The following is a 21,641-nucleotide window of genomic DNA, read 5'->3' as shown; positions in this document are numbered from 1 at the left end:
AATTAACGTATTGAAAACTAAGTTGGTGAGAATAAATCGTTTTTCTATAGGTCACTTCGTACAATAAGGCGCTATGTAAATTATCAAGAACAGTGATTAAATAGTAGAAACATACAGTATATTTTGTATTCCTAATTACTTATTAAGCAAATAAATCTAAAAATCTCTCAACAACCTGTATAATAAAAGCGAGCGAAACATAAGGGAGGATGACTATGAAAGACGGCCTATACTACGCAACACAATTTAGAGAGAAAAAGCTAAGTGTACTCGAGTGGATAGATGAACGGGAGCAACAAGTAAAAAAGCTAAATCCTGAACTCAATGCATTTGTTGATTGGGATGCCGAATCGGCGAAACAACAATATGAAGCTAGAGGAGCAGAAACTGGTCCTTTTTTTGGCTTACCCATACCTTTAAAAATGCTTGGACAAGACAAAGCTGGAATGAAATCAACATCCGCTTCTCGTTTATTTCAAGGAAACTTTTCCGCTTCTACGGATAATTTTGTGAAGAGTTTAGAACGATCAGGTTTCATCCCTTTAGGAAAAACCAACGCTCCCGAGTTCGGCTTTAAAAATATTTCTGATCCGACCCTTTATGGACCTGCTAGAAATCCTTGGAATCTTGATTATTCACCTGGTGGTTCTAGTGGAGGAGCAGCTGCAGCAGTTGCTAGTGGTTTGTTTCCAATTGCTGCAGCAAGTGACGGTGGCGGTTCCATTCGGATTCCTGCATCCTTTAGTGGCTTGATTGGTCTAAAACCAACGCGCGGCAGTATGCCAGTAGGTCCTGATGGCTGGCGAGGTTGGCAAGGAGCTTCGATTAATTTTGCTTTAACGGTTTCCATGAGAGATACGGAAACATTGTTTTATCATTTACGTGGAACCGAAAAAGCAGCACCTTATCAAGCACCAAAAGTTGAGTGGTCTCATCAAAAAGCGGCAGAAAAAAAAGTGTTGAAAATTGCCTTTTTGACTGAGTCTCCAGTTGGGACACCTGTTTCAGTCGAGGCAGTAAAAGCGATTCGTCAAGCAACAACATTTTTAGAGCAACAAGGACATGTTGTGACAGAAATTCCTTATCCTGTGAATGGTCGACAGTTGATTGACAGCTATTATCTGATGAATGGGGCAGAAACTGCTGCCATGTTTGAAGAGATTCAACAAGGGTTTCAGCGAACACTTACCAAGTCAGACATGGAATTGATGACTTGGGGAATTTACCAATATGGGTTACGTATACCGGCAAGTCAGTATACACGATCACTTCAACTGTGGGATCAAGCGGCGTATACGATGGAGCAATTGTTTGAAGAATATGATTTATTTTTAACGCCAACTACCGCAGATATTGCGCCTAGAGTGGATACAGAGTTGCAAAGTGATAAGATCCGTAAAGACTTAGCGCAAGCAGAAAATTTATCAGTTTTACAGTTAAGAGAGTTGATCTATGACATGTTTGAGAAAAGTCTGACGATCACCCCATTTACTCAACTTGCGAACTTAACAGGACAGCCAGCAATCAGTTTACCGACTCATGTAACAGCATCAGGTTTACCGCTAGGCATTCAGTTTATGGCCTCTAAAGGCCGCGAAGATATACTTTTCCAAGTTGGAAAATTATTCGAGCAAGAGCAGAAATTCTTATTACCAAACTATTATCGTGAATCATAGGAGGTTCAAATGAAGAAAGTATTTGCTAGTTTTAGTATTGTTGCGTTGAGCTTAGTGTTAGTTGCCTGTAGTGGAACACAAGAGCAGACTGTGGGGAAAGATGACAGCTGGAAAAAAGTCGAAGAGGCGAAGAAGTTAACCGTTGCCACATCAGGAACGTTATTTCCATCTTCTTACTATAATGATAAAAATGAATTAACAGGTTATGATGTGGATGTTATAACAGAAGTGGCCAAACGTTTAGACCTGGATGTTGAATTTAAAGAGTACAATGTCGATGGCCAAATAACATCCGTAGATAAAGGTGAATCCGATCTAGCTGCCAATGATTTTGGATTATCAGGAGATAGAGGGAAAAAATTCATCTTGTCTTCGCCAATCAAGTATTCATTTGATAGCATGATTGTTCGAAAAAGTGATGATTCTGGGATTGCTTCTCTTGAAGATTTAAAAGGCAAAAAAGCGGCTGGCGAACCAAATACAAACTATATGAAAATCGCTGAAAAATATGGCGCAAAATTAGTAACATATGACAATGCGACAAATGATCAATATTTGACAGATGTTGCCAATGGTCGGACCGATGTCATTTTGAATGATTATTACTTACAAAAAATGTCAGTTGGGGCATTGCCAGATATTCCAGTAAAAATTTTAGAGAATGTTTACTTTAACGCCAACTTTACTGGATTTTTAATGAAAAAAGACAGCGTAGCATTAAGTAAAAAAATTGATGGTACATTAAAAGAAATGAAAGACGATGGAACGATGAAAAAAATCTCTGAGAAGTATTTCCAAACGGATGTCTCAGTAGAACCAAAAGAAAAAGTTGAAGAAAGTGTCTCTGTAGAATAGATGTATATACCAAAAATCGATTTTCAGTTAATGATTGATTCTATTCCCTTTTTACTGACGGGTTTACCTTACACTCTTGGAATCAGTGTAGTGACGTTCTTGATGGGGAATATCCTTGGTATTCTATTGACTGTTTTAGGGATGTTACCGTCAAAATTAATCAAAGGATTTGTCCGTCTTTACATTTCTTTTTTAAGAGGGGTTCCAGGGTTGGTTTTGTTATTTCTTTTGTATTTTGGGTTGCCTTATCAATTAACTGCGCTAACAGCAGCTTGTATTTGTTTTAGTTTGACGAGTAGTGCCTTTATTGCTGAAATTTATCGTGGCTCAATTGCAGGAGTCGAAGTAGGTCAGTGGGATGCGGCGTATGCGTTAGGTTTACCGTTTGGAAAAGTAATGCGTAAAATTATTTTGCCCCAAGCGTTTCGGATTTCGATTCCAGCCTTAGGAAACGTTGCGATGGATTTGCTAAAAGGTACGTCGTTAGCTGCGATGATCACGATTCCTGATATTTTCCAAAAAGCGAAAATCGTTGGTGGAAGAACCTTTGATTATATGTCGATGTATATTTTAGTGGCAGTGATCTATTGGTTGCTTTGTGTGGCGATTGGCTGGGGGCAAGGTTGGTTAGAGAAGCATTATATAAATCGTTATAAAGGAAAAACTGAAGCCAATGTTTAAATGACTCTGTGTAAATAGCTGATAATACAGTGGCTATTTACACAGTTTTTTTATGGGGATAGAAGAGTGATGTCGACTTAGTGTTCTTTTATTCTAAAAAAGCGAGTATAATCAGTATATAAAAATCAATCAAGGTAGGAATGAAGTCTAAATATACTTAATTTTTTATGTACGTTGGTTAAAAAAATAGAGAGTAGGAAAAATAATGGATTTTAAGGAAATAAAAGAGACGAGTCAATTTTTAGTCACAGAATATAAAGATAGTCTTATAAATGGATTTGCTGAAACACCTAGTCAGTTCATGATGCGGATGAATGTAGAGTCAAAAGTTGAAAGTCATCTGCGTCCCTTATTAGATCAAGCAGAACAAGAATATAAAGACAGTCAAAAATAATAGATCATGATTATTGTAGGAGGAAAGAAGATGCTTGTTTATATTTGCTGTGCAGGTGGGATGACTTCTAGCATGTTTTGCCAAAAAATTGCCCAAGCGGCAGATGCTAAAGAAGTTTATTTTGGGCAGCTCCATGATGTGATTGCTGATTTTCAGAACTTATCTACTTTGTATCCTACACTTATTGCTTATGGAGGCGAAGCTGAGATTAATCAACTAACGGTAGAACCAATTTTTAAACCATATGTTGATTGTGTTATGGTTTGTCCTCAAGTTCGGTATAAAACGCCCATTTTGCAAAAACTTCTAACGCCAGTTGATATTCCTTGTGCAGATATTGATATGAAAACATTTGGCAATATGAATGGCGAAAAAGCGTTAGGAGAGATTTTAGATTTTCAAAAGGAGTTATACCGATGCTTGTAAAAGAATTAGAAAAAATGAACATAAAACAAGCCACAAAACTTTGTATTTCTGTATTTTCAGAAGAACTATGGAATGATAAATATGAATCCTTTGAAGAGGTAGAATAATTCATTAAACATTTTATGAGGAGTGAGACTTATTTGACTGTTATAGGATTAGAAAATGAAGAAATAATAGGATTATGTCTAGGCATAAAAAACGTTTAGCGATCAGCCTCTAAATGCTGATAACTAAACGTTTTAGTTTTTCTTGGTAGCTACTGATTTTATATGTGGGAAGTTCAATTACTTTTGAACTATTGCACTAGTGTTCAAATAACTTTTTTTCATCTAAAAGGATAACCTATTTCTCTTATATATAAAATTCTTTCTTGCTATAGAGTATACTCTATACCTTATTCTGAATTTATTCAAAGGAGGAATAATAATGAATTTAAGTGAGAAAAATGATTATGTGTATTGTACTGCGGTTATTCAATCAACGAGGAAAGTAGCATACGAAGAGTTAGTCGAAAATTTGCAACATTTAAGAAAAGAGATGATCACTGAAGCTGGATGCGTGATGTTTGAAATAGTTCCTTTAGAAAGAAGGCAAGAACGTTTCGCTTTGTGGGAGATTTGGCAAAATAAAGGAGCATTTTATGCCCATCATGAGCAAGAATATACAAAGGAATTTTTCAAAAAAGAATTAGATACAATTGAATTTTTCGAAAGCTCAGAGAGGGTTGAGTTATAAAATGAAATTAATAAATGGACACTATTCTCTCATCCATTCTCTAGTAACCTCATTACTGACAACAGGAATACTGACATTGTTGCTGAATTTTTTATCAAATGGGCAAATCCAATGGGGACAGTGGTTTAAAACATGGGGATTCGTTTTCCTTTTGATTACAATATTAGGCAAGTTTTTACCCAATTTTGTTGATAAATGTTTAAAAAAAATCCTAAAAATAGATCAATCTTAAACATTTTAATTTATGAAATCAGTAATAGTTGAGAGGCAAGTTAGTCAGATTAAGAAGCTGAGTAGCTAGGCAATATACATTGAAAAAAAAGAAGGTTTCTAATTGAAGCAACCTCTAAAAATTGTATGTTATAGATACAATTTTTAGAGGTTTTTTTGTTAATTAGAAACTAAAACCAAAGAAGCACTAGTATTTCCTTTGACATCTTTATTGATCAGGTGTATCACTGTGCCTGTTTGCTGTTTAGGAATCGTTAAATCAAAGTAACCGTTGCTGTCTGTAGCAACTTCTAAAATCACTGCATTAGCAGAAGAAATAATCTGAATCGTTGTTTCAGGTTCTCCGTATCCTTTAATAAGTGTTTCACTTGGCGTAGACGTGACTTCAGTTATTTTCACTAGTTCTGGTGCCGTTCTATCTGTATTTACTAATTGTACATTTGATAAATACATAACAGTACTTGTGCGACCAAGTAGGTTATAGTAAGTCATTACTTATGAAGAGGCATGGGGTGCCGATATTGGCTACAATCGATCAGAAACATATACTGGATATGTGACAAGAAAAGATAAAAACGGTAATAGATATTCCGAACCAGCCACAAAAACACGTACAGTTGTAGATTGGAATCATTCAAGTGATATTTTTTCAGGTACAACGTTTAAGAGTTTTATAATCAATGATGAGTTGACTGAATCAGTTACAAAGTTCGCTGAAAAAGTTGGCGATTTGGTTTTTTCAAGTGATGTAAAACCTTTTGATGATCACTATACTGCTGGCACTAGACAGTTTAAGATTTCACCAGAGAGAGTTTCTGAAGTTCTACGCTCGATTAGTACCTTTACTGAGGAAGAAGCAGGTAAAAAAATGCACAGTATTTTACCAGGTGATAGAAACAAGAATGCAAAAATAACAAAATTAACGTATAGTTTAACATCAAATTATACATATGTACCGTTTTGGAAAATCACATATGTATATGAAGACGTTGAGTATACCGTGGATGCTACTGCAGCTAAGAAAGACAAAATTGAAATGGATGGTAACAGACCAGTAAGCCAAGCAAACTCAACCGTTGAAAAGGAAATGAAGAGAAATGGACAAAACGGTCTTTTTGCAAGTTTCATATTTTTCTTGATTAATATATTCAGTGGTTCTTCAGAAACTGAGAGTCAAGCTCTTACTATACTGGTTATAATAGGTATTGGTGTTTGGATTTATTATGCATTCAAAAGGCATCACTTTTTAAATACAAATAAAAATTATCTGAATAATAATTTACATGAATATCCAGAATATATAATTTTGTTAAAAGAATACCGAGAATAGTTTAAACTAGCTATTCTGGTTTTTATGAATAGATAAAATAGCTAAAACAGTCTTCTTTGTTTTTAGCTGTTTTTATTTAGAATCAAAATTATTTTTTATTTTAATCATAGAATGATATTCTAAACTTTTTTATTTTGTGCTATTATTATGTGTAATTGTAAAAAATAAATTATTTTAAGGAGTGTAAATGAATGGAAATAGCAGATATGTTGAGCAAGCTAAATTTAAATTCTAGTGGAAAGAACAAATTAGACTTAACTCACATTTCAATAGAGAAAAATGTCATCGCTCTTGATGATCGCACACTTCAAATCAGTAATGTTTCCCAAATATATGTAGCAGAACCAGATTCAAAGATACCTTGGTTGGCAGGGCTTTTATTTATGGTTTCTGCAGGATGGTTTGCTGTGCGACATTTTTCTGGAGTATTAGGAATGATCATCATTGGTTTTTATATCTTTTTAGTGATTATGGGGAATTTAAATAAGGGGTATTATCTCTATTTAAATCTGAATTCTGGATTTACGTATATGATTCATTGTGAAAACAAAGAGTTTGCTGAAAAAGTCCGAGAAGTGATAGAGGGCTGCATCAACGACGTTCATCGAAAAGAAAAAGTAGTGATTAATATGAAACAAGAAAATATCCAGATTGACAATCGAGTTGTGAGTGTCGATCAAAGTATCAATGATAGTACAGTTGTTTCAGGTAATAATAATGAGGTGAATAAATGAAAATAAAGGGAAATGATTTTGGTGGTATCAATAATTCAACAGTCGTGATAGGAAATAATAATAAAGTCACGAACGGAAAAAGCGAAGATATTGATTGGGACAAGTTCTCTGCAGACCTTAAATCTTTGTTAATGGAGCTTCCGCAAGATAGTAAAGAATTTCAAGCTTGTATGGAATTGCTGACAGAGTCGGCTTCAAAGGATGAAGGTATGGTAAGGACCTTTTTGAAAAAGCATGTGCCACAGTTTACGTCGGATGTTTTTAGCAGCTTAGCAAGTACACTTCTTTCTGATACAATCAAGAAATTGATGGTCGGTATGTAATAACATTAGTAAAACGACTTAGGTGCGGATCATAAGCTCACATGAAATCATTGGGAGATCCGCACCAATGATTGATGGATGAAGAAGTATTTTAAACAGATTTTCTCATTGAAATCACATTTTATTAGTTTGTTTAGGTGAAAATATAGCATTTTAATGTGAAAACACTGTATTTTCACGGTCTCACTCTGTTTAGAGTGAGTGGATTGAAATACCGCTAGAAATCATATCTAGCGCTTTACTACTAAATGTCTCACTCTGTTTAGAGTGAGTGGATTGAAATACTAATTGCTGCCGAGGTCTTGTTATATTTTCTTTCCGTCTCACTCTGTTTAGAGTGAGTGGATTGAAATTGCTGAAAAATAGAGCTGATCCCTATAATCATCCGGTCTCACTCTGTTTAGAGTGAGTGGATTGAAATCCTCTTAAATAAATCTGTTTCTGTTGCATCATTTTGTCTCACTCTGTTTAGAGTGAGTGGATTGAAATTTTTTTACATTATTCAAACTGTTTCCTCCTTATTGTCTCACTCTGTTTAGAGTGAGTGGATTGAAATCAAACTAACTCATTAACCTATAAGCGGAATTTTCGTCTCACTCTGTTTAGAGTGAGTGGATTGAAATTTCAATGCTGTTGTGTTCTCTAAATATTTACTGGTCTCACTCTGTTTAGAGTGAGTGGATTGAAATTTTTTGAATCTAAAAATGCTCCTTTGATTTTCCCGTCTCACTCTGTTTAGAGTGAGTGGATTGAAATTCGTCCGTTTTTACGCGTGTATTCGACAGACACGTCTCACTCTGTTTAGAGTGAGTGGATTGAAATGCTTAGCGCATTAGATGTTTTAAATAAAAGCGGCTGTCTCACTCTGTTTAGAGTGAGACAGGAATTGAAACTAACAATTAAAAATCTATTCAACAACATTAATCTAATACTTAAGTTAGGAGTAGTTAGCCGTACATTATTGTAATAATCAAGTTGTAAAAAAGATAGACTCAAGTACTTTTTTTCGATACCATGAATATGTATATAATTTTTATATAAAAAATGGATGTATACTTTTTGAAAATCAAGGAGGAATTTAAAATTGAAAAAATCAGTAAAATCATCAGTGATTGTATTGGCATTAGGATTAGGGTTATCAATTGGCACATCTGAAGAAGTGGAAGCGGTATCCGAGTCAACGTATTCTTATTTTAATGATATTGGAATCAAACATGCTTTATTTTCTGATGTTGACAGAGTTTACTTCGATCACTATCAAGCTGATATGGCTAAGTTGCGTGAAGATCGTGAAAAAGGTTTGATCACCGATCATGAATTTGATCAATTATTAGATCAATTGAATGAAAATGATGAAAAAAGTTTACTTGAAAGAGAAGCACTGTTTAACACATATGGCTTGTTTAAGAAAGATGACATAAAAAAAGTGACTCATTTTGATACGGATTTTGACGAATATTCTAGCCTTGCGGGATTTGAGCAGATGACAGCATTAAAGCAAGTCCAAGGGGAAGGTGGGAATTTTAATAGCTTTAGGGAATTGAGTGGACTAAAAAACTTGAAAACAGTTGTGTTGGAAGCAAACAATCAACTAACTCTAAATAGTTTTAAAAAATTAACAAATTTGGAAACAATCGTATTATGGTTTGATGGATTCGAAAATAATGAGGAACGTGATAGTCAAGAATATACCCAAGTTTTAACAACTGACATTTCAGCATTATCTAATTTAGATAAATTAAGTGAACTACGAATCAATGCTAGAGGGAGAATGGCAACAATCACCTTGAAAAAAGGAACAACATCTTATCAATTGTTTGATCCAATCATACCATCAAAACAATTTGCTGGCGCTGAGATGAAGTATTCATCAAGCATCGAAAGCAATGAATGGTTAGAATGGAACGATTTAAAAGGGGACGAAAAATATTTGGAATTTAGTTGGCGGATAGATAAAGGAGAGAATGTCTATTATACTGGTGAAGGTCAAATTCCGATTCGCTGGAAATAATTGAAAAAAGCACTCCGATTAGAGGGGAAACTTATTGAGGGATGAACTTGTTCTCTGGTGTTTTAGGTTAATAGATAAGAAGTGAAAAGATTATTTAAAATATATTTAGCTGAAAAAATAAATATTAAAACTTGAACAAACGAACGAAACAATTGAGAAATATTGCGGACAGGGCATATAGGCAGAAGAGTTTGTTTTTTTAGAAGCCGTTTACTGAGAACTAGCACCATATGCATCAGCACTCCTTTTGGGTTCAAAATAGGGATTGTCAACAGCAAAGGTCAGGAACCAAGATACAAGAGTATTAGTAGCGAATGAAAAACAGGTTATGATCTTAATGAACTGGGTAGATCACCTGACCTTTTATGTAACTACACAGTTAAGTGCTTGAAAGAAAATGGGATCGAGGGAGTAGAGTGTTGTATTATGATGTAGATGAAAGCAATTAAATATATCATTTTTACCAAGCTTTGGACCGGAAATAAACCATGGGCCTTCTGTTTCTTTTTTCGTAAAATTAAAATAAGATTAAAAAATATAGTTTAGTATAAAATGCCTATATGGGTATGAAATTTTATTAAATAACTAAAAAAATGGATATTAAACAAATAAAAGCTTCCGATTATCTGTTATAATCGGAAGCTTTTATTTGCTTTTTTAGAATAATATATGTCTCTAAAACTCATGTTACTATTTTGATTATCTGATGTCAATAAGTTTTTTGAGAATAAATCTACTGTTTTTTGTATTTATTTAAAAAATATCCTTTTTTAGAGCTGTTTTTTTTATAGAATAACAAGTGAGAGTGGGCTTGAGCCGTCAAGTTAGCCGTCAAAAAAATTAGATTGGGAAGGAATGTTGTTAAATGGTTAGAAAAGGAGAAAACATTTATAAAAGAAAAGATGGACGTTGGGAAGGGAGATATCCAAAAGGAAGAAAAGAAAATGGTGCTATTTATTATGGTTATATTTATGGATATAAGTATAAAGAAGTCAAACAACGTCTGATTCATTTAAAATATACACAACAAAATACAGAAGAGTTCTACACGCAAGACTATCAAGGTACTTTAAATGAATGGACAAACTACTGGTTAAAAGAGATTCAATCAGAAGTAAAGCCTAACACATACAGTAGCTATGTCGCTAAATTAACACATCATATTTTACCAATGTTCGGCATGCAGCCAATTTGTACAATCAAAAAAAATCAAGTAGAGTACTGGATTCGTACGTTGAAAGATAAATTATCGGTTAGTTCGATCCATGCAACATATAGAGTATTGAGAAGCTGTTTAAATTATGCTGTTCAACAGTCATTTATTCAAAAAAACCCATGTACAAATGTTAGATTACCAAAACAAAAGCCAAACAATGTCAAGAGTCTGACTAAACAAGAGCAAACTAAAATTGAAACAGAAGCAAAACGAAATAAATATGGTCTACCTATCTTGATTGCGTTAGAAACAGGTATGAGGATCGGCGAAATATCAGGGTTAAAATGGCAAGATATAGATTTTACAGAAGAAGTGATTCGCGTAAAGCGAACATTACAGAGAGTATCCGTAACGTCAGAAAACACGCAAAATAAAACGAAGGTAGTAGAGTTACCTCCTAAAAGCAGTAACTCTGTAAGAATTATTCCACTTTCTCCAAAAATGAATCTTTTACTGCAAAATGTAAAAAAAGAATCGAGAAGTGAATATGTAGTGGGGACAAGTAAAGCATTGGAACCAAGAGCAATCAATTATCATTTTAAACAAATTTGTCAAAAGGCTAAGCTTCCATCAATTCATTTTCATGCGTTAAGACATACCTTTGCAACTCGCTGTTTGGAAAATGGTGCCACGGTAGCAACAATCAGTGATTTGCTAGGACATGGGTCGATCAAAATGACGTTAGATACGTATATTAGTTCTTTCTTAACCGAGAAGAGAAAAGCAGTTAACTCCATCAGTTCAGTATGACAACTCGAAGGGGAGGAGCATTTGCTCGCCGTCATTACGCCGTCAAATCAACATTTAAAATGTATTTATATCATAGATTCAGACAAAGATTCTCTTGTTATAACAGATAATAAGAAAAAAGAGCTGAATAAGCTATTCAGATTATCTTTGATAGTATACAGCAAAATCAAAAGGATGTGAAAAGATATGTATGCGGTGGGGATACTTTCAGATAAACAAACAATACAAAAAAAGGAACAAGCTAGATTTTTTACTGAGTTTGATATTATAGTCCATGATTTGGAAGATGTAGATCTAGCCTCTCTTCAAGGGATCATTCTTCAAAAAAGCGAACAGGTTCAAATCGAAAAATTATTCCAATGGTTGATAAAAGTTCGAGAAAGCACGTTAAAACCGATTTGGATTTTGACAAATAAACCATTGGGAAAGGAAAAAATCATCTATTTAAAATTAGGTGTAACTGGATTTCTACTAGAATCAGATTCATTTGACGAAATCGCATGGACAATTAAAAATGGACTACTCAGCAGAACAGTTCAAAAAACAATAAAAAAAGATCAATTTTTTGACCTAGATCCGTCCAGCTTCACTATCGTGATTGCCGGTAAAAAAGTTGCTCTCACAAAATTGGAATATAGATTGCTAGATTATTTGTATGCCTCAGAAGAAAAAGTACGTACCTATGAGGAAATTGCTCATTATTTATGGGAAAAAAGAGAAGTTGCACCGAAATATCGCGTAGCGAATTTGATTTTCCATATACGTAAAAAAATTGAAGCACTTGATTTAAAGCATGCAGACGTTATCAAGACGATTCGCTCAAAAGGTTATGTATTAACACTTCCTAAAGAGCTTTCTGATTAGAAAAAAAACATCCATTTCCTTTATCTTCCCCAGTAGTTGATTCATTGAAAGGAGGGATGCAAAATTTTTTGAGTAATTTTAAACAGAAAGGAGGAAAAAAATGAGGAGAAAAAGAAAGGTTCAAATTGGAATAACAGCCATGATTACTGTGCTTATTTTGGGTATGTTTTATTTTACTCAGAATCAAAATGATAAATTAATGGCGGCACCACCTGTTGGGTATTCTGATTTTATTACGACTCCAGGGGTAAATATTATTAATCCAAATATTACTTCTCCTACAGAAGTATCTGGTGAATATTCTCTAAAATTTCGAATAAGTGACAAAATTCATTATGAACCCTTTGGTGCTTCAAGTGTTGAAAAATTTGTAAATAAAAATCCGGAATATCATATATTGGCCAATAGTAAAGTAATCAAGTTTAATCCTAAAGATGACATCATGCATACCGAACGTGGCGTCTGGATTCGCAATGTCGCCCTATATAAAGGTAGAGATGTCGACGTGAAATTAGTATTAGATAAACTAGATTTTAAGGAGACAGGAGGCATCTATCCAAGTGCTAATTTCTTTGCATTAGATCCTAGTGAACGTAATATTGAAAATGCTGCTGTCGTCAGTCCCAACTATCTAATAAAGTGGGAAAAATTATTTATGATGATGGGTGGCAACAGTTACGGCAATGAATCTAACATGGGTGATTGGTATTTACAGGGAGATAGATATTCCTATAGGTATGAATTTTATGATTCTAAAACAAAAGCTGCACTGAATGTTAAAGGAATCTGGAATTACAATAATATAAATGATGCAAAAGTTGTAAATACTAAATTTGATACTGATTTTAGTCGTTTTTTTGTTACAAATGATGCTGATGAAAATTTAGGCTATAAGTTAGATTTGCCCGAAGTAGGAAAAATAAGTTTGTCTGGAAGTATGAATATTGTAGATAAAAATTCAACAAAGGCAGGCTTAATGTTTCAAGGAAATGAGTATGGTACGTCATTCTCATCTGCACGTGCTGGTTTTAACCCAATGTTAGTAATGTACGAAACCGAATCCTTAGCCCGAATCGCACCTGCAAAACCAGTTGTCATTGGTAGTACTAATAGCCAAACGCATAAAGATCCTAACTATCTAAACATGAATTACACCATCATTCAAGATGTAGCAGATAATCGGGTTGTCAATCGAAATAATAAATTTGTGATCGAAACAACTGTCCCAGATTATTATGATATCGATTTAGCAAATATCAAAGTTAGTTCATATGGAAATTCAGATGACTTGACTAATTTATTTACAATCTCGGTTGACCCACTTAATTCAAGTAAATTGTTGCTAGTAGCTAAAGACCCAACCACAGATGAATTCAATGGGAAGGTATTTGAAATTAAAGTTTCTGCTAAAACAAACAATACTTTTGACTTTGCTAAAAACAAAGCAGCTTACAATTATCAAAATGGCGGTAAAGATGACGGGTATATGTTATTTGAACAAGGGTTATCCACTAATGTTCATTATGAGGTCAATGATAGTGCGACTGGTAAAATTGTCCACAATAAAGATATCCTTTCAGAAGTAACAGATGATTCGATGACCAAAGTTCTGTATGAGGGAATTCCAGATGGAGACTCTAAAAAGGATCTATCCTTCCCCAAAGATACCGATCTTTCAAAAGTAGACGTACAAACAACTTATCTTGATAATCTTCGCGTTGATACAGAAAATGCTATTGATGAACCAGTTACCGTATCGTATAAAAATGGCAAATTACCTGATTCTTCTATTCTTGGACCACAACAAGTAGTCCTGGTTTTAACAACAGCCAAAGGAGTCACTGCTGAAAAAGAAGTCATGATTACTATTTACGATATTAGTGCAAGCTTAACCATTAAATTTATTGGAGAACTAGACAATGAACTGCATGAACCTATCAAATTAGATGGTAATACGACAGAGACAGTGGATTTGACCCTAGACAAATCAGTTCAAGAGATTGTCTCTAACTTGTTAGCTAAAGGCTATACAAAACTAACGTGGGACAACCCAGCTCCAGAAAATGAGACACCATACACGGCTGGAACTGTTACCTATAAATTTCAAGGAAATTTAGCATTGGATTCTGTTCCTGCAACACTAGATTTTGGCAAACTGACCTATGACGCTAAAACTAAACGAGTAGAAAATCCAATCTTTAAAGAAAAGTTGATCGTGTCAGATACACGAGCAAATCCAACAAAAGGTTGGCATTTGACAGCTACTTTGACTAGCCCAATGATCAATGATCAAGGCAACGAACTAATCAATGCCCTTCGCTATGTTGATCAAGGCAAAGAGACAATTCTCGATTCAAATGCACAAGTTATCTATGCAAATACTGAAGGAAAAGACGGGAAATTTACAGTTAGTGATGCCTGGGGAACGGATCAAGATACTGATGGAATAAAACTTCAAATAGATTCTACTAACACGATTTATACTGGAGATTATGTCGGTACGATCACTTGGAAAATCATGGCTGGACAACCATAGAAAGGGGCAAGAAGATGAAAAAGAAAACACACATGATTTTGCCCTTATTCTTAGCAATATTATTTAGTTTGTTTGGAAGTGCTTCACCAATTCAAGCAGCTGAAGGTGGTGGCGATGGACAAGTTACTAGAGGCGGTAAAATCATATTTTACGAAGAGAAAGAAGAAACACAAGAGAGTTCTTCTACAGAAATAAGTACAACGGAATCAATTGTATCAAGCTCAAACATGTCAAATATTGAAAAACCAAAAGGAATCTTTCCAAAAACGGGGGAACAGATTCAGCGATTTGCTTGGCTAGGCGGGATGCTTGTACTGCTTTTTTTACTCCTACTATTTTTACGGAATAGTAAAAGGAGGGGGCAAAGATGAAGCAATTAAAAATATCACTTTGGTTGAGTATTGCTGTGATTTTTTGTTTAGCAGGTTTTCAGCAATCATCTCATGCAGAATCTGTAGAAACACTAGAAGGTTCTGGAATAGTTGAGGTTATTGGTAACGATCGTTCTGATACAGTGGATCCAGAAAATCCAGAAAAACCGACGGATCCTGGGGAAACGCCTCATACAACTGGACCACTTAGAATCGACTTTGTTTCTGCCTTAAATTTTAGTAAAGTCTTGATTCAAAAAAAAGATCGTAAATATGAAGCATTGGCGCAACAATTTTTTGATGAAACAAAACCAAGAGGTAGTTACATTCAAATAACAGATCAGCGGGGAGCGGCGACTGGTTGGACATTACAAGTCAAACAGCGCACGCAATTTCATAATCCCGTGATTCAAAATAAAGAAGAACAGTCACTAATTGGCGCGTATCTTTCCTTAGACAAAGGATGGGCCAACTCCAGTGGAAAGAGCCCAAAGCCTGCGGTCACTAGAGAAACGATTGGTTTAAATGCAATCGATACAGCATACGAGGTGGCAACAGCTGCAAAAGGTACAGGACGAGGTGTCTGGACAATTGCATTTGGTGCCTCAGATACCAATAGTGATAACCAACCATCTACTTTAAAACCACTTGTAGATAAAGAAGGGCAAGCAATTATGGATGAGGAGTATCAAAAACCTGCTTATACCAATTCAGCCATCACTTTAACAGTACCGGAGTCGACCAAAATCCATCCAGTACAATATCAAACGGAGATAACTTGGATATTAGCCGAGTTGCCTTAATAAATATCACAATCAGAGAGGGAGTTAACAATGAAAGTAAGAAGTTTATGTACAGTATCATTAGTAGCAGCAATTTTAGGAGCATCATTAGCAGGAGGAACACAGGCTTTTGCAGCACCTCAAGAATTACCATCAACAGGAACAGTAACCGTAGAAGAAGGTGGCGATCCTGGTAAAGGCAAAACTCCTGACCCGGAAAAGCCAGATGAAAAATTACCAGAACATCCTGAAATTGAAGATAATAAAGATGGCGGAGCTTTGATGATTGATCAAGTTTCTAATTTAAATTTTGGAACAATCAAAACATCAAGTAAAGATGTTGTAGCATATGCTGCACCAATTGACTTAACAGAAGCAACGCCAGCAGGAACAGGCACTCGTGGCGCAATCGTTGGCTGGACAGATGTCCGTGCAAATGGTGTGTATGGTTATACTGTAACAGCTGAATTAACACAACAATTTACTGGTACTGCAGCCAACGGAAGTACTGTTCTAGATTCTTCTACAATCGACTATTCAAATGGAATGGCCGTACCAGACAGTGGCAATAAAAACCTTGTACCTTCAAACACAGCAACTGGGTTTGAATTAGCCTTTGGCGGCGGCTCTAAAACAGTCGTAACAGCTGATAAAGCAGCAAAAGAAGGAAAAGGAACCTATGTAATGGAGTTTGGTCAAAGTGCAGATTATACGCCAAGTGCAGGTGCGCCAGCTGGAGCACCTGGAACAGATGGAGACTCAGTGAAATTGACTGTTCCTTCTGCAACTGCTTCTAATATGAGCATTGACACATATACAGCAAAAGTAACTTGGAAAATCGTTGCAGCGCAATAATTGTGTGTGTAGAGGTAAGCTGGTGGATTTTCCCATCAGCTTGCTTTTCTATGTCTAGCAATCCCTATACATACGAAACCGAACGCTAAGAATTTATGAGGTGAATAAATGAAAAAAAGAAATTGGATTCTCTATTTAGGAACACTAAGTTTGATACTTATTCTATGTTTAGGAAATTTTGAAAAGGTAAGAGCAAATGAACAAGATCCCGGAGGTGCCACAGGATTTACATATAAAGTGTCATTCCCAGATAACCAATTAGAAGAAAATATCGGATTTTATAAATTGAAAATGGCACCTAATGATCATCAAGTTGTTAAAATAGCTTTGTCTAACCCTGGAAAAGAAAAGCTAACAGTCGATGTTCGTTTAAACGGAGCAAAAACAAATCAAAATGGTGTAATCGAATATGGAGATTCTACTATTGAAAATGACGCTTCTTTAAAATTTGACTTCAAAGAGATTGTTAGTGCACCTAAGTCAGTTGAGTTAAACCCTAGTGAAACAAAAGATCTTGAAGTGACGATCCAGATGCCGGAAACTTCTTACGATGGAACGATTGCAGGTGGTATTCAGCTGATGCGATCGAATCAAGGCTCAGAAGTGGATAAAAAAGGTGGTTCACAAATCATTAATCAATACGCCTATGTTATCGGATTACTATTGCAGGAAACCGATCAGCTTCCACAACCAAATTTAGAATTAAATAGTGTAAAAGCCAATCAAGACAACGCACGCAATGCTATTTTCGTCAATTTTTCAAATATAGAAGCCGCTTATTTGAATGATATGACCGTAGAAGTACAAGTGACTGAAAAAAACAAAGAAAACATTTTATACGAACGCAAACAAACAGCAATGCGCATGGCACCAAATACCTTTTTAAATTTCCCAATTAGCATGAATGGTGAAAAAATGGTGGCAGGAAAATACAAAGCCAAAATTTTAGTAACCTCTGGCGATGAAAAATGGGCGTGGGATAAAGAGTTTACGATTGATCCACAAGAAGCAGATAAATTTAATGAACGAGATGTCGGTTTAGTTCAAGAAAAAGGAATGAACTGGCAGTTGATTGTTATGATTGCAGGTGGATTGTTATTAGGAATTATTGTGATTTTTGTTTTGCTCGTAATGATACGTAAACGAAAAATAGGGAAAAAGTCTATTGATTCTTCAAAAAAAAGACCAAATGGAAAAAAGACATCGAGTAAATCCAAAAATAAAATAAAAGATCGTTAGGAGCTGAAAAGAATGACTATTTTAGATCAGCTATTGATCGGTGGAATATCAGTCGCGATCGTTTTATTCTTTCTGGCTTGTTACTTTTTAATTCAATGGATTAGAACCCAAAAGAAACTGACAAAACTACCAAAAAGAAAAAGTAAAAATAAAAAGAAAAATAAACGCATTGCTCAAAAACGTCTCTACCTAAACAACATCAGAAAAAAACAGTTTATTTCTTTAAGTATTTCTTTGCTATTAGCAACCTCATTGATCGGTGGATCAAGTTATCTGGCTTACTATCAATCAATGAATTTAACATCAGATGATTCAGATACTCTTGTCAAATGTTACTATTTAATCAGAGATTTTGAAAAAGAATTAGCCACAGCAAAAAATGGGGAAGATGATGAAACAAAAATCCAACAAAACATTCGTTATCTAGCCACTGCTATGACGAGTCAAGGAACTAAAAAAGCCAGTAAAATCAATACAGAAGAAGGACAGCTGACCTTGAATCGTTATTATAATGTAATCAAACAACTTGGAATGAATGCCAGCACACAAACCAATAATTTTTATGGAAATGTTGAATTAGTTGATGCTTTTTTAGCAGATATAAAAAAAAGTGAAACCTACGAAAAAGCTGCTTTTAGTTATTATAAAGTCAATGAATCTGCATTAAGCAAAGAGAAGTAAGTAGGAAACCTTATGAAAAAAAAACAAAAAACAAGCATTTTTCCTTATATCAAAGATCTACTAGTTGCCTGTTTTTGTATGATAATTCTATTAGGCATGATCGGTCTGATTTATTTTAAAGGGATAAGAATGCAAGGTTATGCAATGATGCCAACTTTTCATGATAGAGATTTACTAATAGCTAAAAAGACAAAGAAACTTAATCGTTTTGATTTAGTTGTGTTTAAAATTAGTGATAAACAGCAAATTAGGCGTGTTATCGCTCTTTCAGGTGAAACGATTCAATATAGTAATGACGTCTTGCTGATCGATGGAGAACCAATTGATGAAAAATTTATTGTAGATGAAATCAATGAAAGTCAACGAAATGGTAGGAACTACACAGAGAATTTTTTCAACGGCTTAAAAACGATTCCTAAGGGATATTGCCTTGTGTTAGGAGATAATCGCCCTTACGCAACAGACAGCCGTCACTATGGCTTGATCCAGACACGTAATATCATCGGAGTGATCCGCATGAGACTTCTTCCTATCAATGATTTACACTCCTATTAAATAGAACGAAAAATTCACTATTTGGTTGATTTTTCATTGTAAAAATAGAAAATTTTGTTAAAGTGGAAGTAGTAATAGTAAACGGAGGGGAATCATGAGCGTATATTTAGAAAGACCAGAATTTGAAGAAAATCTGCTTTTTAGAGCTTTCATCAATGATGGTATGACGATTGTGTATCCTCATTGGCATAAAGAAGTCGAAATCATTTATTCAATACGAGGGACTGTCAATATCGGCGTGGGGGATGAAATCGTGCACGTAGCAGAAGGGGAAATCTATTTTTTTGCCAGTGGTGAACCTCATTATTTTCTAGCGTCTCCTGATAGTGAACGGATTGTTTATCAGTTTGATTTGAGCCTATTTGATGAAAAAAAAATGAAATCAGTGAATGATTGTTCATTGATCGAATTGTTTGAAACAGGGGAAAAGCACAGTTCAAAATGGTCGAAGTCTTTGACTATCGATATGAAGAAGTTGTTACAGCAATTATTTGAGGAATATGGGAATAAAAAAACGGGGGGAAATTATGCACTCTTTAGTTTGCTTTTTCAATTGATTACAATTTTTTATAGAAGACTTCCGCAAACGCAAACGGAAGTCAAAAAAGGAGCTAAAGCTTCTACTATAAAGTATAAAGAAAACCTAGAACAGCTAGATCAAATTTTTACCTATGTAGAAAATCACTATGAAGAATCAATTACATTGGAAGAAATCTCAAAATACAGCGGATTTAGCTCTTATTATTTTACCCGTTTTTTCAAAGCCAATACTGGTACGACTTTTATGAGTTTTTTAACGGAGTACCGAATTAATCAAGCGAAGTTTATTTTAGCGAATGAAAAAGTTCCGATGACCGAAGTGGCTGAAAAATCTGGTTTTGCCAGTGTGAAAACTTTTCATCATGTATTTAAAGAACAAGTGGGGATTTCACCTTTGAAGTATCAAAAGACAATAATAGAATAAAAATAGAGGTTGGGAAAAAAGCACCTAATCCCGAGAAATAAGAAGGAATTGCTTCTGCTCCCACCGTTTGTTCGAATAAAAAGAGCTTGAAACATAACTTGAAAAGTTATGTTTCAGGCTCTTTTGTTTTGCGATGATAAATTGAGTCAAAGAGTGAATAATGCCAAAAAATAATCCTTATTTGATTGAAGGGAAAAGTCAGTTTCATTGTACTGATGAACGGTTTTTGTCACCGTATTAAGACCCTTTTCTTTATAGTATTTTTTGGAGTTTTTTAAGTGTTCTGACATCTTTTCCAACTGTTTTTTAGGACTAGCTGTATTTGTTAATTCGATACAAAGCATATTTACTTCTTTTTTTATAACCATATACAAATTTTTTTCTTCGCTATCCTTGGTTTCATTTACGGCAAATTCAGATAAGGCTGACAGACAGTGAAGAAAATCAATTAAGCGAATTGAAATATCACTTTCTCGAATCTTGCTAGGTATGGCAAGGTGAAGATGGATATGTTCTCTATCACACATTTCAATCAGATAAAGCAATAGACCTTGAACGGATGGGATAGATAGATTACCAAGATCGTCATAAGAATCTTCTTCCAAAAAATCTCTAGAATAATCAGTGATTGAATCAATGTAGTTAAGAGCTTTTTTATTTTCACCTTGTTCGATATAATCTGCCAAACTCAAAAGAATATTTCGATAATCGTGTCTAAATTCATCTGAAACAGTGATTTTTTCCATTTCTTGATTGTATTGCTCAAATAGAACCTCTTTTTTTAATTGCTCTTGATAATACCGGCTGTAGAGATAAGCAGTAGTGTAAACAATGAGGTTTAAAGTGAGTAGTAAGAAAGTTAGGTAAAAAAAGGACTCTACAAAAAAAAGTGTAACTGCGACTTGTTTAAGTACGGCAAAAATGATAAGGAAACAAAGAGCAATCATCGATTGGAGTTTGTAGCTTTTGCGAATATGCAAAATAGAGTCAGAGATCATATATTTTTTATCGACCTTCTTAGCCACTAAAATTAGTGAGAAAAGGCATACTTGTTGGGCAAGCAGAGAAAAAGGGACGAGAAACTGACGTTGATCTGCATCTAGGTAGTTCAATCGAAACAAGAAATTCAATAAATCATAAGTAAAAAGCCAGGAGATGATAACTAATGAATTTATCAAAAAAGGCGTGAGGGCCATCAAAATCCAGCTACCAGTCCATTGCACAATAAAGATTGCTGAGGTAGCAAAAAAAGCAAACAATAGTAAAAAAACATAAGGGGTTCTAATAAAAAAACTAATAATAATAACTGAAATCAATAGGCAAGATAACAGAATCGATTGTTTTTTATTAATATATTTTTTATTCAGAAGAGCCCAAACAACTTGAAGATAATTTAGAGCAAATAACTCTGTTGCTAAATAGGTTTCCATAA

The 21,641-nt window shown here is 34.6% G+C and carries 22 protein-coding genes and 1 CRISPR repeat array; of the genes, 20 read left to right on the top strand and 2 right to left on the bottom strand.

Translation table 11 applies throughout. The features are described 5' to 3' along the window. Nucleotides 1-215: 215 nt before the first annotated feature. The 6 genes from AC4BB5_RS12685 (at nucleotide 216) to AC4BB5_RS12660 (ending at nucleotide 4,767) form a co-directional block, all read left to right on the top strand. Nucleotides 216-1,676 (top strand): amidase, encoded by a 1,461-nt coding sequence (locus tag AC4BB5_RS12685; protein WP_490456483.1) that lies wholly within the window; start codon nucleotides 216-218, stop codon nucleotides 1,674-1,676. A gap of 9 nt (nucleotides 1,677-1,685) precedes the next feature. Beyond that, nucleotides 1,686-2,531 (top strand): transporter substrate-binding domain-containing protein, encoded by an 846-nt coding sequence (locus AC4BB5_RS12680; RefSeq protein WP_490456482.1) that lies wholly within the window; start codon nucleotides 1,686-1,688, stop codon nucleotides 2,529-2,531. Continuing rightward, on the top strand, nucleotides 2,532-3,212 hold the full coding sequence (locus tag AC4BB5_RS12675) for an amino acid ABC transporter permease (RefSeq protein WP_490456481.1): 681 nt from the start codon (nucleotides 2,532-2,534) through the stop codon (nucleotides 3,210-3,212). 205 nt (nucleotides 3,213-3,417) lie between these two features. After that, nucleotides 3,418-3,606, top strand: a complete 189-nt coding sequence (locus AC4BB5_RS12670) for a hypothetical protein (RefSeq protein ID WP_490456480.1) — start codon at nucleotides 3,418-3,420, stop codon at nucleotides 3,604-3,606. A gap of 30 nt (nucleotides 3,607-3,636) precedes the next feature. Continuing rightward, entirely contained in the window at nucleotides 3,637-4,032 is a 396-nt protein-coding gene (locus tag AC4BB5_RS12665) for a PTS sugar transporter subunit IIB (protein ID WP_490456479.1), read from the top strand. A 426-nt stretch (nucleotides 4,033-4,458) separates the two neighbouring features. Beyond that, a complete protein-coding gene (locus AC4BB5_RS12660; protein ID WP_490456478.1) occupies nucleotides 4,459-4,767 on the top strand; it encodes a putative quinol monooxygenase in 309 nt (102 codons plus the stop codon). Between the two features lie 390 nt (nucleotides 4,768-5,157). On the opposite strand, the gene AC4BB5_RS12655 is transcribed toward AC4BB5_RS12660, so the two are convergent. After that, a complete protein-coding gene (locus AC4BB5_RS12655; RefSeq protein ID WP_490456477.1) occupies nucleotides 5,158-5,451 on the bottom strand; it encodes an Ig-like domain-containing protein in 294 nt (97 codons plus the stop codon). A gap of 103 nt (nucleotides 5,452-5,554) precedes the next feature. On the opposite strand from AC4BB5_RS12655, the gene AC4BB5_RS12650 reads away from it, so the two are divergent. The 14 genes from AC4BB5_RS12650 to AC4BB5_RS12585 all read left to right on the top strand — a co-directional run bounded on the left by AC4BB5_RS12650 (nucleotide 5,555) and on the right by AC4BB5_RS12585 (nucleotide 20,209). Continuing rightward, nucleotides 5,555-6,328, top strand: a complete 774-nt coding sequence (locus tag AC4BB5_RS12650; protein ID WP_490456476.1) for a hypothetical protein — start codon at nucleotides 5,555-5,557, stop codon at nucleotides 6,326-6,328. Between the two features lie 191 nt (nucleotides 6,329-6,519). Continuing rightward, the gene (locus AC4BB5_RS12645) at nucleotides 6,520-7,062 is read left to right on the top strand and encodes a hypothetical protein (RefSeq protein ID WP_490456475.1); all 543 of its coding nucleotides are present in this window, start codon (nucleotides 6,520-6,522) and stop codon (nucleotides 7,060-7,062) included. Then, nucleotides 7,059-7,385 (top strand): hypothetical protein, encoded by a 327-nt coding sequence (locus AC4BB5_RS12640; protein WP_490456474.1) that lies wholly within the window; start codon nucleotides 7,059-7,061, stop codon nucleotides 7,383-7,385. The genes AC4BB5_RS12645 and AC4BB5_RS12640 overlap by 4 nt, the downstream gene beginning before the upstream one ends. Before the next feature lie 180 nt (nucleotides 7,386-7,565). Then, nucleotides 7,566-8,207: direct repeats of the CRISPR family, unit length 33 nt; unit sequence GTCTCACTCTGTTTAGAGTGAGTGGATTGAAAT. Nucleotides 8,208-8,469: 262 nt separating this feature from the next. Continuing rightward, the gene (locus AC4BB5_RS12635) at nucleotides 8,470-9,396 is read left to right on the top strand and encodes a hypothetical protein (RefSeq protein ID WP_490456473.1); all 927 of its coding nucleotides are present in this window, start codon (nucleotides 8,470-8,472) and stop codon (nucleotides 9,394-9,396) included. Between the two features lie 865 nt (nucleotides 9,397-10,261). Further along, a complete protein-coding gene (locus AC4BB5_RS12630; protein WP_490456472.1) occupies nucleotides 10,262-11,362 on the top strand; it encodes a tyrosine-type recombinase/integrase in 1,101 nt (366 codons plus the stop codon). 186 nt (nucleotides 11,363-11,548) lie between these two features. Then, on the top strand, nucleotides 11,549-12,226 hold the full coding sequence (locus AC4BB5_RS12625) for a winged helix-turn-helix domain-containing protein (RefSeq protein ID WP_490456471.1): 678 nt from the start codon (nucleotides 11,549-11,551) through the stop codon (nucleotides 12,224-12,226). Between the two features lie 100 nt (nucleotides 12,227-12,326). Next, entirely contained in the window at nucleotides 12,327-14,762 is a 2,436-nt protein-coding gene (locus tag AC4BB5_RS12620) for a WxL domain-containing protein (RefSeq protein ID WP_490456470.1), read from the top strand. Nucleotides 14,763-14,776: 14 nt separating this feature from the next. Further along, nucleotides 14,777-15,133, top strand: a complete 357-nt coding sequence (locus AC4BB5_RS12615; protein WP_490456469.1) for an EF2685/EF0750 family sortase-dependent surface protein — start codon at nucleotides 14,777-14,779, stop codon at nucleotides 15,131-15,133. Then, complete coding sequence (locus tag AC4BB5_RS12610) at nucleotides 15,130-15,936, top strand: WxL domain-containing protein (RefSeq protein WP_490456468.1); 807 nt, start codon at nucleotides 15,130-15,132, stop codon at nucleotides 15,934-15,936. Before AC4BB5_RS12615 ends, AC4BB5_RS12610 begins: the two co-directional genes overlap by 4 nt. Nucleotides 15,937-15,966: 30 nt before the next feature. Then, a complete protein-coding gene (locus AC4BB5_RS12605; RefSeq protein WP_490456467.1) occupies nucleotides 15,967-16,770 on the top strand; it encodes a WxL domain-containing protein in 804 nt (267 codons plus the stop codon). 108 nt (nucleotides 16,771-16,878) lie between these two features. Then, nucleotides 16,879-18,009: a WxLIP family cell surface protein gene (locus AC4BB5_RS12600; RefSeq protein ID WP_490456466.1), complete on the top strand. Its 1,131-nt coding sequence runs from the start codon at nucleotides 16,879-16,881 to the stop codon at nucleotides 18,007-18,009. 12 nt (nucleotides 18,010-18,021) lie between these two features. After that, nucleotides 18,022-18,690 (top strand): hypothetical protein, encoded by a 669-nt coding sequence (locus AC4BB5_RS12595; protein ID WP_490456465.1) that lies wholly within the window; start codon nucleotides 18,022-18,024, stop codon nucleotides 18,688-18,690. A gap of 12 nt (nucleotides 18,691-18,702) precedes the next feature. Then, on the top strand, nucleotides 18,703-19,245 hold the full coding sequence (gene lepB, locus AC4BB5_RS12590; protein ID WP_490456464.1) for a signal peptidase I: 543 nt from the start codon (nucleotides 18,703-18,705) through the stop codon (nucleotides 19,243-19,245). Nucleotides 19,246-19,339: 94 nt separating this feature from the next. Continuing rightward, entirely contained in the window at nucleotides 19,340-20,209 is an 870-nt protein-coding gene (locus tag AC4BB5_RS12585; protein ID WP_490456463.1) for an AraC family transcriptional regulator, read from the top strand. 146 nt (nucleotides 20,210-20,355) lie between these two features. Here the strand turns inward: AC4BB5_RS12585 and AC4BB5_RS12580 are convergent, their stop codons facing one another. Further along, on the bottom strand, nucleotides 20,356-21,639 hold the full coding sequence (locus AC4BB5_RS12580; protein ID WP_490456462.1) for a GHKL domain-containing protein: 1,284 nt from the start codon (nucleotides 21,637-21,639) through the stop codon (nucleotides 20,356-20,358). Nucleotides 21,640-21,641 lie beyond the last annotated feature (2 nt).

This window comes from Enterococcus sp. AMC1252, from assembly GCF_058216515.1.
This window is presented reverse-complemented; position numbering and strand designations above follow the sequence as displayed.